This window comes from Acinetobacter sp. AOR41_HL (genome assembly GCF_027854645.1).
Taxonomy (GTDB): domain Bacteria; phylum Pseudomonadota; class Gammaproteobacteria; order Pseudomonadales; family Moraxellaceae; genus Acinetobacter; species Acinetobacter nosocomialis.
Genome location: NZ_JAKTHZ010000039.1, coordinates 48,996 through 70,820, shown reverse-complemented (window position 1 = coordinate 70,820; position 21,825 = coordinate 48,996). Strand labels below are relative to the sequence as shown.

General features: G+C 37.1%; 18 protein-coding genes. 6 read left to right on the top strand and 12 right to left on the bottom strand.

Annotated elements, in window-relative coordinates; translation table 11 throughout:
• Together ahpF and MKL35_RS15990 are read left to right on the top strand one after the other, a co-directional pair.
• Nucleotides 1–1,566, top strand: coding sequence for an alkyl hydroperoxide reductase subunit F (ahpF, locus tag MKL35_RS15995; protein WP_106482774.1), 1,566 nt, complete (start codon nt 1–3; stop codon nt 1,564–1,566).
• Nucleotides 1,567–1,738: 172 nt separating this feature from the next.
• Nucleotides 1,739–2,083, top strand: coding sequence for a hypothetical protein (locus tag MKL35_RS15990; protein WP_002156827.1), 345 nt, complete (start codon nt 1,739–1,741; stop codon nt 2,081–2,083).
• 61 nt (nt 2,084–2,144) lie between these two features.
• Here MKL35_RS15990 and MKL35_RS15985 read toward each other — a convergent pair whose 3' ends face one another.
• Nucleotides 2,145–2,756: a glutathione binding-like protein gene (locus tag MKL35_RS15985; protein ID WP_016805635.1), complete on the bottom strand. Its 612-nt coding sequence runs from the start codon at nt 2,754–2,756 to the stop codon at nt 2,145–2,147.
• A 208-nt stretch (nt 2,757–2,964) separates the two neighbouring features.
• Entirely contained in the window at nt 2,965–5,403 is a 2,439-nt protein-coding gene (locus tag MKL35_RS15980) for an ExeM/NucH family extracellular endonuclease (protein ID WP_032011707.1), read from the bottom strand.
• 145 nt (nt 5,404–5,548) lie between these two features.
• Between MKL35_RS15980 and trmB the strand changes: the two genes are divergently transcribed.
• Entirely contained in the window at nt 5,549–6,265 is a 717-nt protein-coding gene (trmB, locus tag MKL35_RS15975; RefSeq protein ID WP_032011706.1) for a tRNA (guanosine(46)-N7)-methyltransferase TrmB, read from the top strand.
• 55 nt (nt 6,266–6,320) lie between these two features.
• On the opposite strand, the gene MKL35_RS15970 is transcribed toward trmB, so the two are convergent.
• The 3 genes from MKL35_RS15970 to MKL35_RS15960 form a co-directional block, all read right to left on the bottom strand.
• Nucleotides 6,321–6,890: a hypothetical protein gene (locus MKL35_RS15970; RefSeq protein ID WP_146134248.1), complete on the bottom strand. Its 570-nt coding sequence runs from the start codon at nt 6,888–6,890 to the stop codon at nt 6,321–6,323.
• A 156-nt stretch (nt 6,891–7,046) separates the two neighbouring features.
• Nucleotides 7,047–8,033, bottom strand: coding sequence for a hypothetical protein (locus MKL35_RS15965; RefSeq protein WP_106479491.1), 987 nt, complete (start codon nt 8,031–8,033; stop codon nt 7,047–7,049).
• Between the two features lie 144 nt (nt 8,034–8,177).
• Nucleotides 8,178–9,083 (bottom strand): hypothetical protein, encoded by a 906-nt coding sequence (locus tag MKL35_RS15960; RefSeq protein WP_032011703.1) that lies wholly within the window; start codon nt 9,081–9,083, stop codon nt 8,178–8,180.
• A gap of 368 nt (nt 9,084–9,451) precedes the next feature.
• On the opposite strand from MKL35_RS15960, the gene MKL35_RS15955 reads away from it, so the two are divergent.
• Nucleotides 9,452–10,078, top strand: a complete 627-nt coding sequence (locus MKL35_RS15955; RefSeq protein WP_032011702.1) for a glutathione S-transferase family protein — start codon at nt 9,452–9,454, stop codon at nt 10,076–10,078.
• A gap of 14 nt (nt 10,079–10,092) precedes the next feature.
• Here the strand turns inward: MKL35_RS15955 and MKL35_RS15950 are convergent, their stop codons facing one another.
• From MKL35_RS15950 to MKL35_RS15930, 5 genes are all read right to left on the bottom strand, one after another.
• Nucleotides 10,093–10,872, bottom strand: a complete 780-nt coding sequence (locus MKL35_RS15950; RefSeq protein ID WP_032011701.1) for a Rossmann-like and DUF2520 domain-containing protein — start codon at nt 10,870–10,872, stop codon at nt 10,093–10,095.
• Between the two features lie 103 nt (nt 10,873–10,975).
• Nucleotides 10,976–12,394 (bottom strand): OmpA family protein, encoded by a 1,419-nt coding sequence (locus MKL35_RS15945; RefSeq protein ID WP_004709830.1) that lies wholly within the window; start codon nt 12,392–12,394, stop codon nt 10,976–10,978.
• Between the two features lie 213 nt (nt 12,395–12,607).
• Nucleotides 12,608–13,843, bottom strand: coding sequence for a dihydroorotase (locus MKL35_RS15940; RefSeq protein WP_199983335.1), 1,236 nt, complete (start codon nt 13,841–13,843; stop codon nt 12,608–12,610).
• A gap of 12 nt (nt 13,844–13,855) precedes the next feature.
• Nucleotides 13,856–14,872 (bottom strand): aspartate carbamoyltransferase catalytic subunit, encoded by a 1,017-nt coding sequence (locus MKL35_RS15935; protein ID WP_032011699.1) that lies wholly within the window; start codon nt 14,870–14,872, stop codon nt 13,856–13,858.
• A 123-nt stretch (nt 14,873–14,995) separates the two neighbouring features.
• The gene (locus tag MKL35_RS15930) at nt 14,996–15,340 is read right to left on the bottom strand and encodes a hypothetical protein (protein ID WP_004709834.1); all 345 of its coding nucleotides are present in this window, start codon (nt 15,338–15,340) and stop codon (nt 14,996–14,998) included.
• A 228-nt stretch (nt 15,341–15,568) separates the two neighbouring features.
• Between MKL35_RS15930 and rlmKL the strand changes: the two genes are divergently transcribed.
• Nucleotides 15,569–17,773, top strand: coding sequence for a bifunctional 23S rRNA (guanine(2069)-N(7))-methyltransferase RlmK/23S rRNA (guanine(2445)-N(2))-methyltransferase RlmL (gene rlmKL, locus MKL35_RS15925; RefSeq protein ID WP_270914138.1), 2,205 nt, complete (start codon nt 15,569–15,571; stop codon nt 17,771–17,773).
• Nucleotides 17,774–17,797: 24 nt separating this feature from the next.
• Here the strand turns inward: rlmKL and MKL35_RS15920 are convergent, their stop codons facing one another.
• The gene (locus MKL35_RS15920) at nt 17,798–18,214 is read right to left on the bottom strand and encodes a hypothetical protein (protein WP_004888026.1); all 417 of its coding nucleotides are present in this window, start codon (nt 18,212–18,214) and stop codon (nt 17,798–17,800) included.
• Between the two features lie 268 nt (nt 18,215–18,482).
• On the opposite strand from MKL35_RS15920, the gene MKL35_RS15915 reads away from it, so the two are divergent.
• Nucleotides 18,483–18,971: a CinA family protein gene (locus tag MKL35_RS15915; RefSeq protein WP_004709838.1), complete on the top strand. Its 489-nt coding sequence runs from the start codon at nt 18,483–18,485 to the stop codon at nt 18,969–18,971.
• A gap of 56 nt (nt 18,972–19,027) precedes the next feature.
• Here the strand turns inward: MKL35_RS15915 and clpB are convergent, their stop codons facing one another.
• Entirely contained in the window at nt 19,028–21,607 is a 2,580-nt protein-coding gene (gene clpB / locus MKL35_RS15910; RefSeq protein ID WP_209796467.1) for an ATP-dependent chaperone ClpB, read from the bottom strand.
• Nucleotides 21,608–21,825: the final 218 nt, after the last annotated feature.

Here is a 21,825-nt window from a genome sequence, read left to right as displayed (position 1 = left end):
ATGTTAGATCAAAACATTAAAACTCAATTAAAAGCTTACTTAGAACGTTTAGAAAGTCCAATCGAATTAGTTGCTGCTTTGGATGAATCAGATAAAGCTGCCCAAATTAAAGAATTAGTAACTGAAATCGCTGAGCTTTCTGACAAGGTAACAGCCCGTTTTGACGGTAACAATACACGTCGTCCAAGCTTTGGTGTGGCTAAAGCAGGTGAACAGCCTCGTGTGTTCTTTGCAGGCTTACCAATGGGCCATGAGTTTACATCTTTGATCTTGGCACTGTTACAAGTGTCTGGCTATGCACCTAAAGTGTCGGATGAGGTTTTAAATCAAATTAAAGGTTTAAACCTCAAAGCCAACTTTGATGTATTCGTATCACTTAGCTGTCATAACTGTCCGGACGTGGTACAGGCGCTTAACCTGATTGCCATTTATAACCCGAACACTACGGCAACCATGATTGATGGTGCTTTCTTCCAAGATGAAGTGGAACAACGCAAAATCATGGCTGTACCAATGGTGTTCCAAGACAATGAACATATTGGTCAAGGTCGTATGACGCTTGAAGAAATTGTGGCAAAACTTGATACCAACTCTGCTGAAAAAGATGCAGCAGCACTCAATGCCAAAGATGCGTTTGATGTATTGGTGATTGGTGGTGGACCTGCAGGCGCAACAGCAGCAATCTATGCAGCACGTAAAGGTATTAACACTGGTATCGTGGCTGAACGCTTCGGTGGTCAGGTCATGGATACCATGGACATTGAAAACTTCACTTCTGTGCAAAAGACTCAAGGTCCTAAGTTTGCTGCCGAGATGGAAGCACACGTTCGTGAATATGATGTTGATATCATGAACCTACAACGTGTTAGCAAAATCACAGGTGCCAACCAAACAGCAAATGGCTTGGTTGAAGTTGAACTTGAAAACGGTGCAAAACTTGAATCGAAAACTGTGATCCTTTCAACAGGAGCACGTTGGAGAGAAATGAATGTACCGGGTGAAGCTGAATACCGTACCCGTGGTGTAGCGTACTGTCCGCACTGTGATGGTCCACTGTTCAAAGGTAAACGTGTTGCCGTGATTGGTGGTGGTAACTCAGGTGTTGAAGCGGCGATTGACCTTGCAGGTATTGTTGAGCATGTAACTTTGGTTGAGTTTGACACTAAACTTCGTGCAGACCAAGTGTTGCAAAACAAATTGCATAGCTTGCCAAACACCACAGTAATTATGAATGCCTTAAGCACAGAAGTATTGGGTGATGGTTCACAAGTAACAGGTCTTAAATATAAAGACCGTGCAACTGATGAAGAGCATGTGGTCGAGCTTGCAGGAATCTTTGTACAGATTGGTTTATTACCAAACACTGACTTCTTGAAAGAAAGTGAAGTTGAGTTAACTAATCGTGGCGAGATTATTGTCAATGACCGCAATGAAACCAATGTAAAAGGTGTATTCGCTGCAGGTGACTGTACCACTGTACCTTACAAACAAATCATTATTGCCACAGGTGAAGGCGCTAAAGCATCACTTTCTGCGTTTGATTACATCATCCGTTCTGGGCAATAAAACTGGTTAAATCCTGTTATTGAGCGAAAGCCTAGCATTGCAAAATGCTAGGCTTTTTTAATGTTGAAGTTACAACTTTTTAACAATTTTTGATCTTTATTAATCAGTTACTTTATGTTTATATTTTAGACATCCATAATTTTGGATGCCATGAATTAGAAGGAAAAACACAATGAATAAATTACTTGTTGCTTTAGGTCTTGCTGCGACTGTTGCCCTTGTTGGTTGTAATAAAGAGAAAGCTCCAGAAACTGGTGCGACTACAGGTGAACATTTAGAAAATGCTGCTAAACAAGCAACAGCAGATATTAAATCTGCTGGTGACAAAGCTGCGAGCGATATTGCAACTGCTACAGACAACGCTACAGCTAAGATTGATGCTGCTGCTGACCACGCTGCCGATACTACTGCAAATGCTGCTGCACAAACTGAAGCGACTGCGCGTAAAGCAACTGCTGATACAGCTCAAGCTGTTGAACATGCAGCTGCTGATGTAAAAGAAAAAGCTCAACACTAAGTTATATTCAATATTAAAAAAGCCCCTATTGATTAGGGGCTTTTTTAATGCATCTAAAAGCTTATGAAATTAAACCTTCATCACGCATCGCGATTTGTACAGATTGACGTTCTGCAACTTTATTACGTAGTGCAATAATATTTTTATATGGCGTTAGATCATGCTCAATTGAATTTGACCAATTTGTTAACACAAATAAGTATGCATCTGCTGGACCAAAATTATCATTTACTAAATAGTCATAATCTGACTCAGCCAAATAATTATCGATATATTTTAAAAGACGGTCGATTTCAGCATAAGCTTTGGTTTTTTCATCGTTTGTTAATGGCGCCCCAAAAAATACTGCGTATGCATCATGCAGTTCAGAATTTAAATAGCCCAACCATTCCAACACTTTCGCACGGCCTAAGCCTGAAGGAGGAATCAAATCTTGTTTAGGATCATGCTGAGCAAGAAACGGTAAAATCGCCACGTTTTCCGTCAAAATCAAACCTGGGTTAATTTCTAAAGCTGGTACATAGCCCTTTGGATTAATTTCGTAATAATCTGCACCTTTTTCTGTTTTATGTGTTTTTAAATTTACTCGTTCTAAATCAAAATCAACATTAATTTCATTTAAAATAATATGTGCAGCTAAAGAACATGCGCCTGGCGAATAATATAATTTCATATCTGATCCTTCTTATCTTACATTAACGTTTTAAATTGCTTCTAAAAAACCTGCAAGGTTTGTACAATTCCTTAATTGTAAAAAAGCGTAAATTTATAAATTACTTACACTACCTAATATTCTTGAAAAAGTTTGACCTTGCAAGTTGTCTTGCGTGACGATTGTTTAAAATATGATAAAACACATTCCCATCACGCATTTTTTACCGTTAATTACGTTTAAAAAGTTGGCTAATCCATTCCACTAATTGGTTTAGGAAATCCAAAATAGGATTTTTGTTGCCATTATCAGGATGACTTGAATCTTTACCATTTAAATCTAGATCGACAATGACAGGATCATGGTCCGAAGAACGATAAGCATCTTCACCATAAAACAGAGCCTTTTGCTCATCAGTTTTATATTCTTCGTTATAATCTAGAACAGTTGGTTCATCTGCATTGATATGCCAAGCAAAAGTACGCACTACTTTTGGATATAAATCTGCATCGGCAATTGCATGGTCTAAGTTACCCGCTCCCCCATTACCATTTGCATCACTTGCCACACCAAACACATAGCTATATGCCTGAGCGCCTTGTCCAACCTTAGCATCATTGAGGAGAACCTTATAGTTAGCTTTTTCAAAAGCTAAAATTGGTGCTTCTTTTGCATAGCTATTCATGTCTCCAACGAGTAAAGCATTTTGCTTAGGAACTTGAGTTGGATTTTTCGCTAGCCACTGCACAATTTGGTCAACTGCTTTCACACGGGTTGGATTCCAACATCCTTGACCATCATTTTGATCGGCATCAGTAGAGTTAGCATCTACTCCTGTACAACCTTTTGACTTCAAATGGTTTGGAATAACGGTAAACGTTTTATTACCACGAACAGCCTGGAAAGTTTGTGCTAAGGTTGTTCGGTTTTTATCACCCAAATCAAGCACAACAGGTTTGTTTAAAGGCTTAACACGCTTGCTGTTATAAATAATCGCAACAGCAATAACATCACCACCTAAACGATCCAAATTTTCAGGAATAACATATTTCCAATCAGGACCTAATGCACTGGTTAAATGAGCAATTGCGCTGTTTGGACCATAACCATTGTTTGCAATTTCCATCAAACCGTATACGTCAGCATCAATCGCTTTTAATGCACTCACAATTTTACGGTGCTGTTTATCAAACTCTGCTTGTGTGTTTGCACCACGCTCTGTTGGGAAACCTGTTGCACCATTGTCATAGTTCAAAACGTTAAATGAAGCTACACGAATATGATTGGCATTTTTTGTAATGACACTCTGGCGTGGATTTGTTTGAGTAACAACTTCTGGTTGCGTACGTCCAAGCACTGGCTGTACTCGCCAACCATTAAAACGATACTCTAAAATCCCTTCAACATTTTTAAGCTGATAGCCAGAACGCAATGTATTAGCAGCACTAAAATTTGTTGGTAACCATGGCGTACGGTTTTGATTGTTATAACCATCATCAAAGATAATTTTCGATAATAAATTTTTCTGAGCTAAAGCTTTTGCTTCTGGCGACAAGGCAGGATATAAGTTGGTTGGAATATATAAACGGCCTAAACTTAACGATAACTCACCATAACGACCATAATTATAGTTTTCACTCACCGTTAAAGTCTGAGGTAATTTAACCAACATTCCTTGATAGCGCTGTGGAGAATTGGTTGAACCGCCTGTTAAGCTGGTAAATGGTAACTCTAAACTAATTGGCTGAACCTGATTTGCCATATTAGTATTACAGGTCTGAATATCTTGTTGTAATTGGTCGATCTGTAGTTGATTTTGATAGCTTGTTAAACGACCACGTAAGATGACTTCATCACCAACTTGCCCACCTTTTACCATGCTGCTATTTGGTATATAAACAAAAATGGCATTGCTTACATTTGCACGTGCTTTAGTGTCAGGTGTTTGAACATAAAAGCCTGAAAAACCATTAGCATAACGATAGTCAGCAGTAATTACGCCACGTACTGTATAAGTTTGATTTTGTGTGGAAGATGCTAAATCGGCAATTGGTGTATCTGAGCTTGAACAACTGACCGTTTGCACAGGCGGTTGAGTAGTCGAACCCGATAGATTTGAGAAATCATTTCGGTTTGCCCATGCTGACCATGAATGATCCAAATCAAATGCTGCGGTTGGGTCAATACTTAAAGCTGGGTTTTCCGTTTCAATACGCTTAAAACTATTTCCTAAACTTGAAACGGCTGTTCCCCAACCTGCCTCTGGTCGTTCACCAATACGCCCAAAACGATCGACAGGTGTGCCTTTATAAACGAGCACAACTGCATCATCACCATTAAAAGATAATGCAGCTACTTGATTTACTTTACTACCAAGTTCAGTTTGTAGCTCCGAGCGTCCCACTAAAAACTTCTGCTTACTCGCAATTGTACCTTGTAAACGGAAAGACACCGTTTTTGCAGTGCCACCATTATTAAACTGTTGAATCTCATAATCGGCCAAGTTAACTGTAGTACCATCCGGGTTATAAATTTCTAACCCTTTTTTATTACTACTGCCATCAACATACTGACTAAACATAAGCTGCGCCTGAGCAACAGAGCTATATGAAAATGCACCAAATGCACTTAAAAAAACCGAAAGTGTTCTTAACTGAAAAGTTTTCATGAGTAAAATTGTTCATGTGAGTTTTAATTAGTCTCTTAGATTAAATATTGATCATGACATCTACATGAAGAAAAACACCGAAATATTTGACTTGACCACCTGAAGACTTAAAATACCGCATTTGAATTTCAATATTGCCAAGGTTATGTCGATCGATCAGTTAGAAACGCAAATTGCAGACTTAGACAATTTGCCTGAACACCGTGAAATTGTGACGTTTATGCGTCGTTCAGCACCACTTAATACGTCTCAACGCACGGCATTAGAACAACATCGCGATTTAATTTTGGAATATCCTGTTGGTGACTTACGTCAACACTTTGAACATCCAGAGCGCCCTTTAACTGTTGAAATTGGTTTTGGGATGGGCCGCTCTTTAGTTCTTATGGCTAAAGCAAATCCTGAACTCAACTATGTAGGCATTGAAGTACACGTACCTGGTATTGCCCAATGTTTATATGAAGCAGGTATAGCGGAACTTAAAAACTTACGTGTACTCGATGCAGACGCGATTCAAGTTTTACGTGAAATGCCAGACAACAGTATCAACTGCGTACAACTTTACTTCCCAGACCCTTGGCAAAAGAAACGTCATTTCAAACGCCGTTTTGTTATTCATGAGCGTATGCAACTGGTCGAACAGAAACTTGAGCTTGGTGGTACCTTCCATGCTGCAACAGACTGGGAACCGTATGCAGAATGGATGCTTGATGTACTAGACAACCGTCCAAACCTTGAAAACTTGGCGGGTAAAGGCAATAGCTACCCTCGTCCAGACTGGCGCCCAGTGACTAAGTTTGAACGCCGTGGTATTGAGTCGGGTCATAAGATTAATGACTTTATCTTTAAGAAGATTAAGTAAAATTTAACTATTAGAGACAAAAATGAAGGCATTAAATATTAGTATTTAATGCCTTTTAAAGTTTCTTTAAGATTAAAAAAGAAAAACAAATTGATGGAATATAAATAAAGAATAAAAAATAGGAAATAAATTTTTTATTTTCCTTATATAATTCTATTAATTCATTTTCCCCCATATTCAGATTTTTACTTTCAAATCTATAAACTACACTCATATTTTTTAACGGATAGCTATTTTCTTGTTTTAATTTAACAATTGCTTTCTCTCCTTTTAAACCTCCTAAATCACACTTAACCCTAGATATTAAGTTGCATACCATTACATAATTTATTCTTTTATTCTCTCGATCCTCAGCATAAGCCCAAGTGTCTCCTCCTTGTTTAGAGGTTCCCGTTTTGAAATAACCTGCAACTTCAACTTTATGAGTTTCTGATTCTCTATAACCTTCCTCAATATTATAAAAAAATAAAATTGATATTTTTTCAGGTAGCCCTGTAACCAAAGGAGCTAAAAAAAAGACCATCAAAAAAAATTTAATTTTTATTTCTACAGAAGAATTAATTTTTTTAAAAAAATTCACTTTATAACTTAAAAAAATTGAATTGAAATTTACAATCCATATCATCACAATAGACCATATAGATAAAAATCTTATTCCATAAAAATTCTTATTACTTATTACCCAATAGAGGACTCCTACTGAGTAAAAAATTAAAAATAATAAGTACAAGCTCTTAGAGTTTAGGTTTTTCATTTAAAAATCAACTGACAACACATTTAATTAATATAATTTATTTCTTTTTCTCAATGAAATATCTTCGCCACTTTGAGTTTCACTAGAGTTAAATATTTGCTCTTCTTCTGAAATAGTGCCACATGCTGTGACTAATATTTTTCTAACGTTTGGATGTATATCACGTCTTAAAGAGCCTATACTCATACGTAATCCATATCTTTGGACTTGTTCTGGCTCATTAAGTGCTAAATTTTCATATAACTTCATAATATAAATATTATCAATATTTTGGCCATCAATTTGATCCAAATTTAAATCAGGTTCTTTGGTACTATAAATTTTTTCACCTTCTTCCATTCTTTTCATATTCCTTATCATTTTTAAATCGATTGTTTTAATCGATTTAAGGATTTTTTTATTATCACAACAAAGCTTATCAATAGAGTATTCTTCTATACTATAATTACTGTTACTTATTTTTTTCAAACTTGAAAGTGGATAAATTGTTCGCCCATAAGTTATTACAGAATAGTTCATTGGCAAGCTTTTCAAATAATCAATATCCACACGATTATCTTTTGTCCATAAACTTTTTAAATTATTCTTATTTTCTCTTAAATCTCTGCATCTTCTTTTATTTTTCTTACAATCTTTATTATCATAATATTCCTGCATTGTTGCCACTGCTATAACATCCATATTTTCTTCAAATGTTTTATCTATTTTTGCAGTACTTATCACTTCAATAATTTCTTCCTTATTATTAAAATTAAATTTAGAAACATACATTACATTATCATTCACATTAAATCCTTCACGACCATCTCTAATCCAATGTTCCATTTCTATAGCCAAAAAATCTGCTTTTAAATTTATTAACTTTTCTTCATCAGTAAGATATTTATTTTCACTTGTACAAAATCCTTTTTTTTCATTTTTATTAATTATATATTCGTAATATTTATTATTTAAAAAATCAAATATTACGAAAAACACCAATATAGCAAAAAATAATATTTTATATTTCTTCATTTTAACCCCCATTCAAGCCCAAACAACCTTCATGCTTCACAATTAATAAAAACATTAAAACTAACATAAAGACAATAATTCATAATTTTTAATATAAACTATATTACATATCATTATTTATCCTAATCCAACTTCAATTAACACTCAATCTTCTACAGAAAGATAAACATTAAAATAAACCCTTCCACATTCATCAATAGGATGTGCCTGAGATTCAATATAAATTTCTTTAAGTGGTATATATTTCATGTCCTTAATAAATGTATTAATTTTATATCTATAATAAGAAACTATTAAATAATATTTAGTTATTTTTTGCTTAGAAAGATGACTAACCCTCTTATTATTAATTAAATTATCATAATTAATAATACTACAGCAGTTATAGGGATAAAAATTTTGCAGATTGGCTTCACCATCTGATGAAAATGTTAATAAAAAACTATTTTTATTATTGATTTTCTGATAAAAATTTTTATTATTTACGTCAATATTGTCTCGTATTTTTGAAAACCCTGTTAAAACCACAACACTACCATGAGAAATACCATCTAATACCAAATCCTCATCAAGTATTTTATTTCCTCTTTTTCCTACAGTAACTTTAGAATTAATGGTATTATATGGATTTTCAATTTGACTTTTAAAAGCATTTTGCAAGTCATCAAGATTATGAATATTTTCTTTTAAAACAAATAGATTATAAGTAGTATTATCACTTTTTTCATTATCATCTACTTTATCTCTCGATTTTTTAAAAATGATATCATCTTTATAACTCTGAAAATAACTTGCCATCGCTCTTTCATACAATTGATTTGTATTAAAATTTTTAGCTTGCAAACAAAAATTTTTCTCTATTTTTCTTTGTTCATAATTTTTTACAATAAAATAGCCACCCCAAATTAAAAGTAAAATTAAGGATAATCCTAGAAAAATATACTTTGTATAGATATACTTAACCACAAGAAGAAGAAACTTAAAAACTAACCATAAGATTAAAAAAAATCCAAAAAAAATTGAAAGCCCCATTAATAATAAATTAAACATATAAAATATTTTTCTCTATCTAATACTATTTTAAATTCTCATACAAAACAGTGTAATTTAAGTTGGAGAAAACGACTCGCCGAATTGGCATGCTTGGATTACGTCTTCCCCTATGATCTTGTCTTGATCATCAATTGTAAAATTAAATACATTCAAAATTTATATTTTCATTTTCAATACATTATTTTAACACTTGCTATACAAAACTGTCTGTATATTTTCACCACAAAAGAATAATAAATATCAAAAAAATTATGCTCTTATAGCTAGTATTTGTTCTGGTATCTTTTTTATTATTAAATCTTAAAAAACCAAAGAATCTGTATTACATTCAATTTACTGAAATTCACGAAAAGTCAGAAAGCAATATGTTAAAAATTTTAGGGCGCGATAACTCAATTAACGTTCGCAAAGTCTTATGGCTATGTGAAGAATTAAATCTTGAATATGAGAGAGAAGATTGGGGACGAGGCTTTCGCTCTGCTCAATTACCTGAATATTTACAATTAAATCCAAATGGTCAAATTCCTGTTGTTTTAGATGGCGATTTAGTCCTTTGGCAGTCCAACAGTATTATCCGTTATCTCGCCAATGCTTACGATAAAGAGCATAAGCTTTACCCTACTCAAGCAAAAGAAAGGTTCTTTGTTGACCAGTGGCTTGATTGGCAAGCGATCGAGCTAAATAACAGCTGGACTTATACGATTATGTCTCTACTTAGACATTCACCAGATCATCAAGACCCTAACTTATTACAACAAGGTATTGATAACTGGAATCATCATATGCAGATTCTTGACCAACAACTTGCAAAAACTCAAGCCTATGTTGCAGGTACTGAGTTTACTCTAGCGGATATTCCAATTGGTCTATCTGTACAGCGCTGGAAAGCCACTCCTTTTGATCATCCAACGCTTAAACATGTCGACCAATATTTTGAACGGTTAAATCAGCGTGCTGGCTTCTTAAAATGGGGCAATAACGGCGAACCTTAATTTTTAAATAAGTTTTAAGCCGAGTGATGGCGCTTCACGATGTCATCACTTAAAAGTTGATAGACCTGTTTTAAGTCATCCCTATTTGCTTGAGTTAATAGCCCCTCATGCATTGCCAAGATATTTTCATCTCCCCTTACCGCAGGCCCAGTTTGCATTTGTTTCGGATCATTTTCAGTGGCTTTTTTTGCTGTTTCCACAATTAATGGATAAAGCAAGCTAAAGTCGACTTGTTCTGCATCCACAATCTGTTTAGCCATATCAAAACAGTAGTTACTAAAATTACAAGCAAACACAGCCGCTAAATGTAAAGTTAAACGTTGTTTTGAAGTGTATTGATATACTCGATTACTTAGGCTATTTGCTAAATCAGAAAGTATTACTAAATCATCGTTATTGGTCGCCTCTACAAATAATGGTGTGGCTTTCCAATCAACGTCTCTTTCAAAACTAAAAGTCTGTAAAGGATAAAACACCCCAGCTTTTTTATGAATATTACTAATAACTTCAATATTGGTACTACCCGAAGTATGAACCATAAGCGTTTCTGGAAATAACGCGTGTACTTGCATTGTAAGTTCACTAATAGCACTGTCTGAAACAGCTAAAATAATTAAGTCACTCGCTTGAAACTCTTGAAGAGACTGACATGCTTTTGCTTGAATTTGTTCTGCAAATTTCTGGGTTTTCTCAAAATCACGCGCATAGACTTGTGCGATGTTATGCCCCTTAGCCAAAAGTGCCTTTGCCAAATGAAAAGCAACACGGCCACTTCCTAACAAACTGATTTTCATACCAACCCAACAATATTGATCTTTATAAAAAAAGCTTCTCAAAATGAGAAGCTTTTTTCAAATCAGAATTCAATAAAATCAAACTTTTTTGTGAATCTATTGATTATTGAGCTACTGAAAACTCAATACGACGGTTTTTAAAGCGTCCTTCTTCAGTTGTGTTTTCTGCAACAGGGTTTTCTGAACCATGGCCTTGGGCAACAAGTTTAGATGCATCTACGCCTTTAGAAACCAAGTAATCTACGACAGCTTGAGCACGGCGTTGAGAAAGTGCTTTATTGGCAGCAGCATTACCTGTTGAGTCTGTATGACCGCCTACGTTTAATTTCACACTAGTCACTTTATTTAACAGTGTTGCAGCTTGGTCAAGAATGGCTTTATTGTCTGCTGGAATTTCACTTGAACCACTCGCGAAGTTAATGATTTGCAAGTTAAGCGCTTTAACTAGAGCATTTACATCTACATTGTTCGGGTCAATTGAGCCTAAAGCAGTTTGTGAAGCAGTTAAGCTATTACTTACAGATTGCTCAGCTGTTTGTGGTGCAGCTGAAACAACTTCAGTATGAGGAACGAGTGCTTTTACTTTTGCAGTTAAAGCTTCTAAAGCTGCGGCATCACCTGCTTTCAAAGTGATTTTGTCACCAACCCATTCTAAAGACGCGTTTGGAACTCCTTTTAAGGCACCGAGCACACCTGCTAACGCATCTTTATCGGTAAATGCGGCAGCATAAGTTTGACTGGTATCAACATTACAGTCTTTAGTCCCTGAAAGAACTTTTTTAACTTGCGTTTGTAAAGTTGCCAAGAAGCCCTGATCACCAATGCCTGCCTGACATTGACTTACTGCCCCTTTATCGTCCGTACTTAAAGTTAAAGTAGCCGGTGCAGCTGCTGCGGCCGCTACACCACTTGCAGGAGTAGTCTCAGGTACAGGTGTAGCTTCTTTATGCTGGCAAGAGCGCCATAACCAAGCAATTAATAAACCAAGAATAATAAGCGCAATAATCGGTAAGAAACCGCGAGATTTACCAGTCGTTTCCGTTGCCGCTGCAAGTGGAGGTGCAGTTGATGTAGTTACTGATGATAAACCCGCACCAATACCCAATGGAGCTAATAAGCCTACTGCCCACCCTGGTAAATATGAACGAATCGTTTCCGCATGTTGACGTAAATAGTTCACAATGCTTTGTTGATCGCTTCCAGCGACTTCAGAAATCGTATTAAGACTGGGTTTGATCGCACTATTGAGTGTACTTTCAATCTCGGCAGATGGTGCAGTGCCACTTAGGTGTGTTAGTACCGTATTTTTAATTTGGTCATTATGAGAAAAAAGATCGGATAATGATGGAGCTAAACTGTTTTTTAACTGTCCAATAAGATCAGGTTTAGCAGCTAATAATGAAAGTAGAATTGGATAAAACTTAGAGAGCGCGTTAGTTTTTTCGCCTAGGAATCCATCCTGATTATTCAATATTGTTGATGATACTTTTTCTTTAAGCAGTTCTATAGGGTTTATCGACATTGTTTATTCTCCCGAATCTTATACGTCGTAACCAGCAATTTTTTGATTATTCAAATACTTCTATTTGCTGATAGTTTTTTATTCTAATGCGCTCGAAATCTTTTGTTGTCTTTTAAATAATTTATATACAATTTTCCATCTAGTATTTACAAAACAGGCAGATCATTATGATCTGCCTGTTTATATTTTGAATAAGCTTTTAACAGTTAAAAACTATATAGCAAAAGTCTGTATCACTTTACCAGTAAGGTTTTGACCCAGTAATGGCGTGTTTTTTCCTTGTGACAAGATAGTGTCTTTAGTTAACGTCCAGCTTAGTTCAGGATCTACCAACACCCACCCAGCTTCAGCTTGCCAACGCGCAGTCATGTTTGCTACCTGTGCAGGAGCACTTGTTACTTTAGTAACCCACTCAAGTGGCTCAAATAAGCCTTCATTAATGAGTTGGATACCTAGAGCTACATAAGTATCAAATGCAGTAATACCAGGTTGGGTTTCAGCAAATGGAGCCATTTTCGCTGAACTGCTTAATGGTTCGTGATGCGTACAAATTGCATCAATTACACCTTGTTTTAAACCTTGGCGTAAAAGCTCTTTATCTTGCTCAGAACGTAATGGTGGACGAACATGTGCAAGTGAGTTAAAGCCATCCGTTAATTGTTCAGTTAAATGTAACTGGTGCATTGCGACGTCGGCAGTAACAGGTAAACCTTTCGCTTTTGCTGCACGAATTAATTCAACTGATGCACCGCAAGACAACAAGCCAAAGTGAGCTTTGACACCTGTCGCTTCAATCATAAGCAAGTATTTTGCAATCGCTACAGTTTCAGCAATTGCAGGAATCATTGGCAAACCTTGACGCGATGCGATAAAGCCTTCATGAGCACAGCCATCTTTAGCAAGTTGCGGCTCTTCAGCATAGAACACTACTGTTAGACCGAGACCCGCAGCATACTCAAGCGTGCGGACAACAACATCATCATTTTCAAAAGCAGCATTTGCATTTGAAACAGCAGTACACCCACCCTTTTTAAGACCTGCCATATTTGCTGGTTGTTTACCATTTAGGCCTTGAGTCTGAGCACCAATAATATGCAGGTGAATACCGCCGTCATGCCAAGCCTTTTCAATCAAACCATGAATGAGGGCACCATTGTCTTGTACAATTGGCTTTGAGTCTGGTGGGGTAATCACGTGCAAAATACCATTAGCACGTGCAGCCTTTCCTTCAGACTTAAGCGTACCATGCTGCTGTTGACCCGGTTCACGTAAACGTGCACACAAATCAACCATGGTCGGCATTAACCATTTGCCTTGCCCATCAATGGTTTGTTCAACTTGTTCGACTGGAGCAACGAGCTTACCGTCTTGAATATATACAGTTTGTACGCTGTCTGTTTTTTGGATTGGGTCTAACACACGTACATTTTCAATTTTTACAATACTCATGTGATCCATTCCTTACAACGCAATCGCTTCAATTAAACCTTGTTCTTGCAGTTGCCCTTGCATAGACAACGCCAGTACAGCCATACGAACTGCAATACCGTTAGTAACCTGTTTTAAAATCACAGACTGGTCACCATCGGCAATACTCGAATCAATTTCTACACCGCGGTTCATTGGTCCCGGATGCATAACAATACAGTCCGGTTTAGCTAAACCTAGGCGCTCTTTGTTTAAGCCATACATTCTATAAAATTCAGATTGCGAAGATAACGCTGGTGAATCAATACGCTCATTTTGAATACGTAGCGCAATAATCACATCACAACCAGTGACGCCTTCATCCATGTTATTGAACAAACGAACATGGTCACCGTATTCTGAAAAGCCAACTGGTAATAATGTATTTGGTGCAATTACACGAATGTCTTTACATCCAAGAGTTTGAAGTGCAGCCACATCTGAACGTGCCACACGGGAATGTTTAATGTCACCAATAATCGCAACACTCAAATCTTCAAATGGTTTTTTCGTCTCACGGCGAATTGTGAGCATATCGAGCATCGCTTGCGTTGGATGGGCATGACGTCCATCTCCGGCATTAATAATTGCGACTTTTGGACATACATCTTTAGCAATGAAATGTGCAGCACCCGAAGATGAATGGCGAACTACAAAAATATCGGCAGCCATTGCTTCGAGGTTCCAAAGTGTATCTCGTAAAGTCTCACCTTTTGACGTGCTTGAACGTGCTATATCAATGTTTAATACATTGGCAGACAAACGTTTTGCTGCTGCTTCAAAAGTAGTACGGGTACGTGTGGAGTTTTCAAAGAAGAGATTCATCACCGTCCGTCCTTCTAAAAGCGGGCGGTTAATTAAATTATTATTATCGTCTAAAAAGCTTTGAGCGGTATCTAAAATCTTAGTGAGGTTTTCTTTTGAAAGGCCCTCAATCGTTAAAAAATGTTTTAAATTTCCGTCTTGATTGAGCTGAACCTGGCTCGGTTGATGCAATGCTGCAATATGCATAATGGATTCCTATGGGTCGAATCGCGAAAACGTGCATAGTGTAGCTGAATTCCAGCTTTTTCGCAGAAGAACTTTACAGAATAAGACCCTAAATTGACCAGAAAATTTAGGGCCATGCCGATATTACCTTAAAGCACCAATATAATGGTGCGGAACTTGTGCCCGATAAATGTCTTCAGCCGTGATTTCTTTTTCTTCGTTTAACTGAACATTTTCCGCGATTTGTTTTTGAGGAAGCTCTGGTATGGAGTCAGTCAATGAGTTTAATCGTTCAACATAACGTTTTAATTCATCGTCATCTGTTTCCAAAGCCAGCGCTATTACATACTTTGCGTAATCTTTATTTTGGACCACATACAATGCATCTATGACCCGCCCTGTGATCCTACGCATACGCACATATATTTGTGTAGACACTGAAAAAGCTTCCGCATTGGCTACAAAACCATTCCCCATCATATCTTTCATTTATATTCCCCTATGCTTTCAAATCATAAAATTGGTTAAAAACCATTTAATAAATAAGCTTTACTCATAGAGGTTTAGCAAAATACATACCAGTTTATAGGATTTAAGCTTTAAAAATCAGTTTATTGGTTGCCAAGTGATAGGTTGCAATAATTTAAAAACCTTTACACATCAAAATAAGTTAAACTTTGCATCGTTAATATTTATATGTTTTGGTCAATCGAGTTTATGAATACCTCTTTACGTTTAAACCACTATTGGATTACTTGTGCTGATGGTTTAGAAAGCCTCTTACAAGAAGAAATAGAACAGCTTGGCACCAAAGTGACAGAACGTAAAGCTGGACGTTTAATCATTGAAGGAACACTTGAACATGCTTATCGCATTTGCATGTGGTCACGTCTCGCCTCTCGTGTTTTACTTCCAATCCATACGTATGAACTTGAACATACACATGATGCACGTGATGTAGCGGAAGAGCTTTACGAAGGTGCAATAAGCTTTGACTGGTCACTTATTTTTGCACCACAAAGTACCTTTGCTATTCGCTTACATGCAGAGCGTGAAATTAAAGTTAATACCCAATTTGCAACGCTTAGAGCAAAAGACGGTGTAGTCGATTCCTTTATGGAAGCTGTCGGCCGTCGTCCAAGTATTGATACTAAACAACCAGAAATTACGTTATATGTACTTGCTGGCAAGACTGAACATACTTATTGTCTAGATTTATCTGGTGACTCATTACATAAACGCGGCTACCGTCGTTATATGACGGATGCACCGATTAAAGAAAACCTAGCTGCCGCAATTTTACAAAAAGCCAAACTTAAAGAACGTAATCCAGAGCTTGTATTCGACCCGATGTGTGGTTCAGGTACATTTATCATTGAAGCATTAATGATTTTAACTGACCGCGCACCTGGTCTTGTTCGCCGTTTTGGCTTTAATGGCTGGCATGGTCATGATCGTGAACTTTGGCTTTCACTCAAAGCTGAAGCAGCAGAACGTCATGAAAAAGCGCTTGAGCAACCACTACCTAAGTTCTATGCGTTTGATGCTGACTGGGAAGCTGTAAAAGCAACTCGTGAAAATATTATTGCAGCAGGCTTTGAAAAGCTATTAGGCCAAATTCAAATTGAAGAACGTACTTTAGCTGACTGGCCAGATTTTGCTGCTGAAAAGAAAACAGCTTTTATTGTGACTAACCCTCCATATGGCGAACGTTTAGGTGATAAAGCATCAAACCGTTCTCTTTACTTAGGGTTATCGGCACTTTTACAAAAACATTTCCCAAATCAATATGCAGCTATTATTGCAGCTCAAATTGAACAAGCAGATGTTTTAGCTTTTGAAGCGCCTGAAACTTTACGTTTAATGAATGGTAAGTTACCAATTTACATTCGTTTTGGTGCAATCAAACCAGAAAAAGTAACACAGCCATTTTTAGCAACTTGGCAAGCTCAACCTGTTGAAATGGAAGAAGCTCAAGACTTTGCGAACCGTTTGCAAAAAAATATGACTGCCTTGAAAAAATGGGCCACCAAAGAAAATATTTACTGCTTACGTTTATACGATGCCGACTTACCTGACTTTAATGTCGCTGTCGATTTATATGGTGACCGTTTACATGTCCAGGAATATGCACCACCAAAAACAATCGATCCTGAAAAAGCAAAAAAACGTTTTAATTTAGCACTTGCTGTAATTCGTGCTGTTACTGGTTTAAACCGCGACGCTATTTTTATTAAAACGCGTGCTCGCCAAACAGGTACTAACCAATATACGAAACAAAGCACAGCTTCAAAACGTTTTATCGTTCAAGAAGGTAAAGCTAAAATTTTAGTAAACTTGACTGACTATCTTGATACAGGTTTATTCCTTGACCATCGTCAAATGCGTTTACGTATTGCTCAAGAAGCTCGTGGTAAACACTTCCTTAACTTATATAGTTATACCTCTACAGCCAGCTTACATGCGGCTTTAGGTGGTGCTGCAAGTACTACAAGTGTCGACTTATCGAACACGTACTTGAGCTGGTCTAAAGAAAACTTCGTTTTAAATGGTTTAACTGTTGATCATGCAGACGAACAACACATGTTCTTTGCAAGTGACTGTTTTGAATGGCTAAAAGAAGGTCACGAACAATACGATCTTATCTTTATTGACCCACCTACCTTCTCTAACTCTAAAAAATTCTACGGTACTTTTGACGTACAACGCGACCATGTTTCTCTTATTAAACGTGCAATGAACCGTTTAACAAGTGAAGGTACGCTTTACTTCTCAAATAACTACCGTGGCTTTGAGATGGATGAAGAAATTGAAGCGCTATACGACGTTGAAGAAATTACTTTTGAAACAATTGGACCAGATTTTAAACGTAATCAAAAAATCCACCGTGCATGGAAAATTCAGCATTTAGGACTGAACTAATATAAATTTGGTAGAAAGTTATCATTACTTTACGGTAATGATAACTTCACCATGTACATTTTTTGGCTCAAACTCATAACGTGTAAAACGGTCCGCTCGGTCTGGTAGTGCAACCATTTCTAATTTTTTCTTTTCTTTAATATCTATTACCTGATTTTGTTTTTGTTCTTGATAAGGTGATAGCACACTCGACCTTAGTGAGTTCCAACGAACTTCTTGTAAATAGTTATCGCCTAATTCTTTGCGAGCTTGGTGCTGCTCTATTTCAGGTTTTTGTGCATCATCTTGAGCCTTAGCAATAATGACGGGTAAAGATGTGGTTACCGCACCTGTTTGGGTGGCTAGCGCACTTTCTGTCATTGGTTGTGCTGCCCAGGCATTTGATAATAATACAAACACACCACTCAAAACTCCCAGCATATACCCTTGCTTATTATTCATTACCTACTTCCTAAAATTGTTATTGTTCGTTATATCGAATCAAACTAGCAACTTTTTAACCTTGTCGCAATGTTATAAAGAAACTTCCCGATAATTAGCATTGATCATTTTAAAATCTGAAATTCTTCACAGGCTTTTTGTGAATATTCAAGTAGTTTTATAGATTGTTATCTCAGACTTGCACCATAACTCCAGATCACTTACTGTGATTTTATAATGTATTTGTATTTAGATTTATTCATAAATAAACACCATACGAGGTGGAATAATGCTTCAGCAATGCTGTCAATTATTAGAAGATCTTCAACTTAAAGTTGCATTTATTGAAAGTGCCAGTTCAGGTTACTTAACCAGTCAGTTTTCGATTCATAAAAATAGTGGCGCTGATATTTTACTGGGCGGATTAGTGAGTTATGACCCCAGTATTAAAATCAGTGTTTTAAAAGTTGAACCAAAGTTAATCGAAACCTACACAGCAGAATCACCACAAGTAACTGAAGAAATGTGCAGGCTTGGTCAAACTCTATTTCAACAAGCCGATATTATTGTAAGTTGTACAGGTTTACTCAAACATGGCGGAAGTGAAACCACGGAAAAACCTGTAGGTACTTTTTTTATTTGTATTTCTTATCTAGAACGTATTTATCATTACCATTATTTTTTATCAGGGCATGCCGAACAAAAACTTAAAACTCTCACGCAAAAAGTGGCAGACTCAATTATTGCGCTTATATCTTCCAATCAGCATAAAAGTTAAATATAAAAAAAGAGAATATGTTTCCATATTCTCTTTTCGGTTTTAGCAGAACAAACTTAGCTGAGTTTCATTTTATCAAAGACCAAGTGACCATGCTCACCTTTAACTAAAATGGTATCACCTGCAACAAACTCACCTGACAAGATTTTTTGAGCCAAAGTGTTTTCAACCTGTTGTTGAATTGCACGTTTTAATGGACGTGCTCCGTATACAGGATCGAAACCAACATCAATCAATAAGTCAAATGCACTGTCATCTACAGTTAAGCTCATATCACGATCAACAAGACGTGAACGTAAACGATCTAACTGAATATCTGCAATACCACGAATCTGTGCTTTTTTGAGTGAATGGAAAATCACAAGCTCATCAATCCGGTTAATAAATTCCGGACGGAAATGCTGACTTACCGCATTCATCACGACTGTACGCACTTCATCATCAGTTGCACCTTCACCAAGCTCACGTACATCTTGTGAACCCAAGTTCGATGTCATCACAATAACCGTGTTTTTAAAGTCCACTACTCGACCTTGTGAGTCGGTTAAGCGTCCGTCATCCAACACTTGGAGCAAGATATTGAAAACATCTGGATGCGCTTTTTCAACCTCATCAAACAACACCACACTATATGGTTTACGGCGAACAGCTTCGGTTAAAACACCGCCCTCTTCGTAACCCACATAGCCCGGAGGCGCACCAACTAAACGGCTGACAGAATGTTTCTCCATGAATTCACTCATATCGATACGAATCATGGCATCATCACTATCAAACAAGAAGTTAGCTAAAGCTTTAGTTAACTCAGTTTTACCAACACCCGTTGGTCCTAAGAACAAGAATGATCCGCTAGGACGATTCGGGTCAGACAAACCGGCACGAGAACGACGTACTGCATTCGATACTGCAACAACTGCTTCATCTTGCCCTACAACACGGTCATGCAAGAACTCTTCCATATGAAGGAGTTTTTCACGCTCGCCTTGCATCATTTTCGCAACCGGAATACCCGTTGCAGCACTAACGACTTCGGCAATTTCATTTTCAGTCACTTTAGTACGAATGAGTTTTGGCTCTTCGTTTTCTTCAGCAACTTCGTCTTGCTCAAGCTGTTTTTGCAATTCTGGAATAACGCCATATTGTAAACGTGCTGCTTCGGCCAAATCGCCTTCACGCTGAGCTTTCTCAAAAGCAATACGTGCTTTATCAAGTTCAACCTGAGCTTGTTTAGTGCCTTCTACCAAAGTTTTTTCAGATTTCCACACTTCTTCAAGATCGTTATATTCTTTCTGAACTTCAGCGATCTGTTTTTCAAGATGAGTAACTTCGGCCTTACTACCTGCATCTTCATCTTTTTTCACCGCTTCCAACTGCATTTTCAACTGGATTAAACGGCGATCAAGCTTATCAAGTGCTTCAGGTTTAGAGTCAATCTCCATTTTGATACGAGAAGCTGCCTCATCAATTAGGTCAATCGCCTTGTCTGGTAATTGACGGTCTGTAATATAACGATGAGACATTTTCGCTGCTGCAATAATCGCTGAGTCTAAAATTTGTACACCATGGTGAGTAGCATACTTTTCTTTTAGACCACGTAAAATTGCAATCGTATCTTCAACGCTTGGTTCATCAACCAGAACTTTCTGGAAACGACGTTCTAAAGCGGCATCTTTTTCAATGTATTGACGATATTCATCTAAGGTTGTTGCACCCACACAGCGCAGTTCACCACGCGCCAACGCAGGTTTTAACATATTCCCTGCATCCATCGCGCCGTCACCTTTACCAGCACCAACGAGGGTATGTAACTCGTCAATGAATAAGATGATTTCGCCTTCGTGTTTCGCCAAATCTTTTAAAACAGCTTTTAAACGTTCTTCAAACTCACCACGATACTTAGCACCTGCAAGTAATGAGCCTAAATCTAGTGATAAAACACGTTTATTCTTTAAGCCTTCTGGCACTTCACCATTGACAATACGCTGTGCTAAGCCTTCAACAATAGCGGTTTTACCAACACCCGGCTCACCAATGAGTACAGGGTTGTTTTTTGTACGACGTGACAAGACCTGAATAGTGCGTCGAATTTCATCATCACGTCCAATGACCGGATCAAGTTTCCCTGATAAAGCCCGCTCAGTTAAATCAATCGTATATTTATTAAGTGAGTCACGTTGGTCTTCGTGATTATTACTCATGACTTTGTCACTACCTCGAATATGTTCAATTACTTTGCGTAAGCTGTCGGGAGTTACACCTACGGCACTTAAAATATTTTTTGTTTCGCCAGTTTCTGCTAAGCCCAATAAAACCCAGTCAGTCGACAAAAATTCATCGCCAGCTTTTTGCGCATATCGATCTGCCAAGTTAAGCGCTTTAACTGCTTCAGGGTTTAAATTGACATCACCCGTCGGGTTAGCAATAGTCGGAGCATCTTTTAAAGCCTGCTCTAGCTTTTGTTTAAGTTCAGGTAACCGTGCACCTGCTTGTTGCAACAAACTAATATTAGACGGCTCTTCCAATAAAGTACTCAAAATATGAATACCTGCTATAGCCGTATGGTCTTTACCCATTGCTAAGGATTGAGCATCTGAGAGGGCTTGCTGCAAGCGGTTCGTAAATTTTTCAAATCGCATTCTTGTTATTCCTCACAACAAATTCGTACTTGTGTAATAGATGGGAACACTTTTTCGGATTTCAAATAATTTTTTATATATTTTTCATGATCTTATAAAAAATACTATGAGTAAAACTCGATTATAATATGGGTTTGTTTTGTATATATTTCAAGTACACTTCAGCTACATTTTATTAAATCGCTTAAATATTTATATTTGGTTTCGTCTGTTCCACT

Bases quoted from the DNA above. Each gene is read 5' to 3' on its own strand.
- ahpF (WP_106482774.1), top strand. From the start codon at position 1: ATGTTAGATCAAAACATTAAAACTCAATTAAAAGCTTACTTAGAACGT.
- MKL35_RS15990 (WP_002156827.1), top strand. From the start codon at position 1,739: ATGAATAAATTACTTGTTGCTTTAGGTCTTGCTGCGACTGTTGCCCTT.
- MKL35_RS15985 (WP_016805635.1), bottom strand. From the start codon at position 2,756: ATGAAATTATATTATTCGCCAGGCGCATGTTCTTTAGCTGCACATATT.
- MKL35_RS15980 (WP_032011707.1), bottom strand. From the start codon at position 5,403: ATGAAAACTTTTCAGTTAAGAACACTTTCGGTTTTTTTAAGTGCATTT.
- trmB (WP_032011706.1), top strand. From the start codon at position 5,549: ATGTCGATCGATCAGTTAGAAACGCAAATTGCAGACTTAGACAATTTG.
- MKL35_RS15970 (WP_146134248.1), bottom strand. From the start codon at position 6,890: ATGATATGGATTGTAAATTTCAATTCAATTTTTTTAAGTTATAAAGTG.
- MKL35_RS15965 (WP_106479491.1), bottom strand. From the start codon at position 8,033: ATGAAGAAATATAAAATATTATTTTTTGCTATATTGGTGTTTTTCGTA.
- MKL35_RS15960 (WP_032011703.1), bottom strand. From the start codon at position 9,083: ATGTTTAATTTATTATTAATGGGGCTTTCAATTTTTTTTGGATTTTTT.
- MKL35_RS15955 (WP_032011702.1), top strand. From the start codon at position 9,452: ATGTTAAAAATTTTAGGGCGCGATAACTCAATTAACGTTCGCAAAGTC.
- MKL35_RS15950 (WP_032011701.1), bottom strand. From the start codon at position 10,872: ATGAAAATCAGTTTGTTAGGAAGTGGCCGTGTTGCTTTTCATTTGGCA.
- MKL35_RS15945 (WP_004709830.1), bottom strand. From the start codon at position 12,394: ATGTCGATAAACCCTATAGAACTGCTTAAAGAAAAAGTATCATCAACA.
- MKL35_RS15940 (WP_199983335.1), bottom strand. From the start codon at position 13,843: ATGAGTATTGTAAAAATTGAAAATGTACGTGTGTTAGACCCAATCCAA.
- MKL35_RS15935 (WP_032011699.1), bottom strand. From the start codon at position 14,872: ATGCATATTGCAGCATTGCATCAACCGAGCCAGGTTCAGCTCAATCAA.
- MKL35_RS15930 (WP_004709834.1), bottom strand. From the start codon at position 15,340: ATGAAAGATATGATGGGGAATGGTTTTGTAGCCAATGCGGAAGCTTTT.
- rlmKL (WP_270914138.1), top strand. From the start codon at position 15,569: ATGAATACCTCTTTACGTTTAAACCACTATTGGATTACTTGTGCTGAT.
- MKL35_RS15920 (WP_004888026.1), bottom strand. From the start codon at position 18,214: ATGAATAATAAGCAAGGGTATATGCTGGGAGTTTTGAGTGGTGTGTTT.
- MKL35_RS15915 (WP_004709838.1), top strand. From the start codon at position 18,483: ATGCTTCAGCAATGCTGTCAATTATTAGAAGATCTTCAACTTAAAGTT.
- clpB (WP_209796467.1), bottom strand. From the start codon at position 21,607: ATGCGATTTGAAAAATTTACGAACCGCTTGCAGCAAGCCCTCTCAGAT.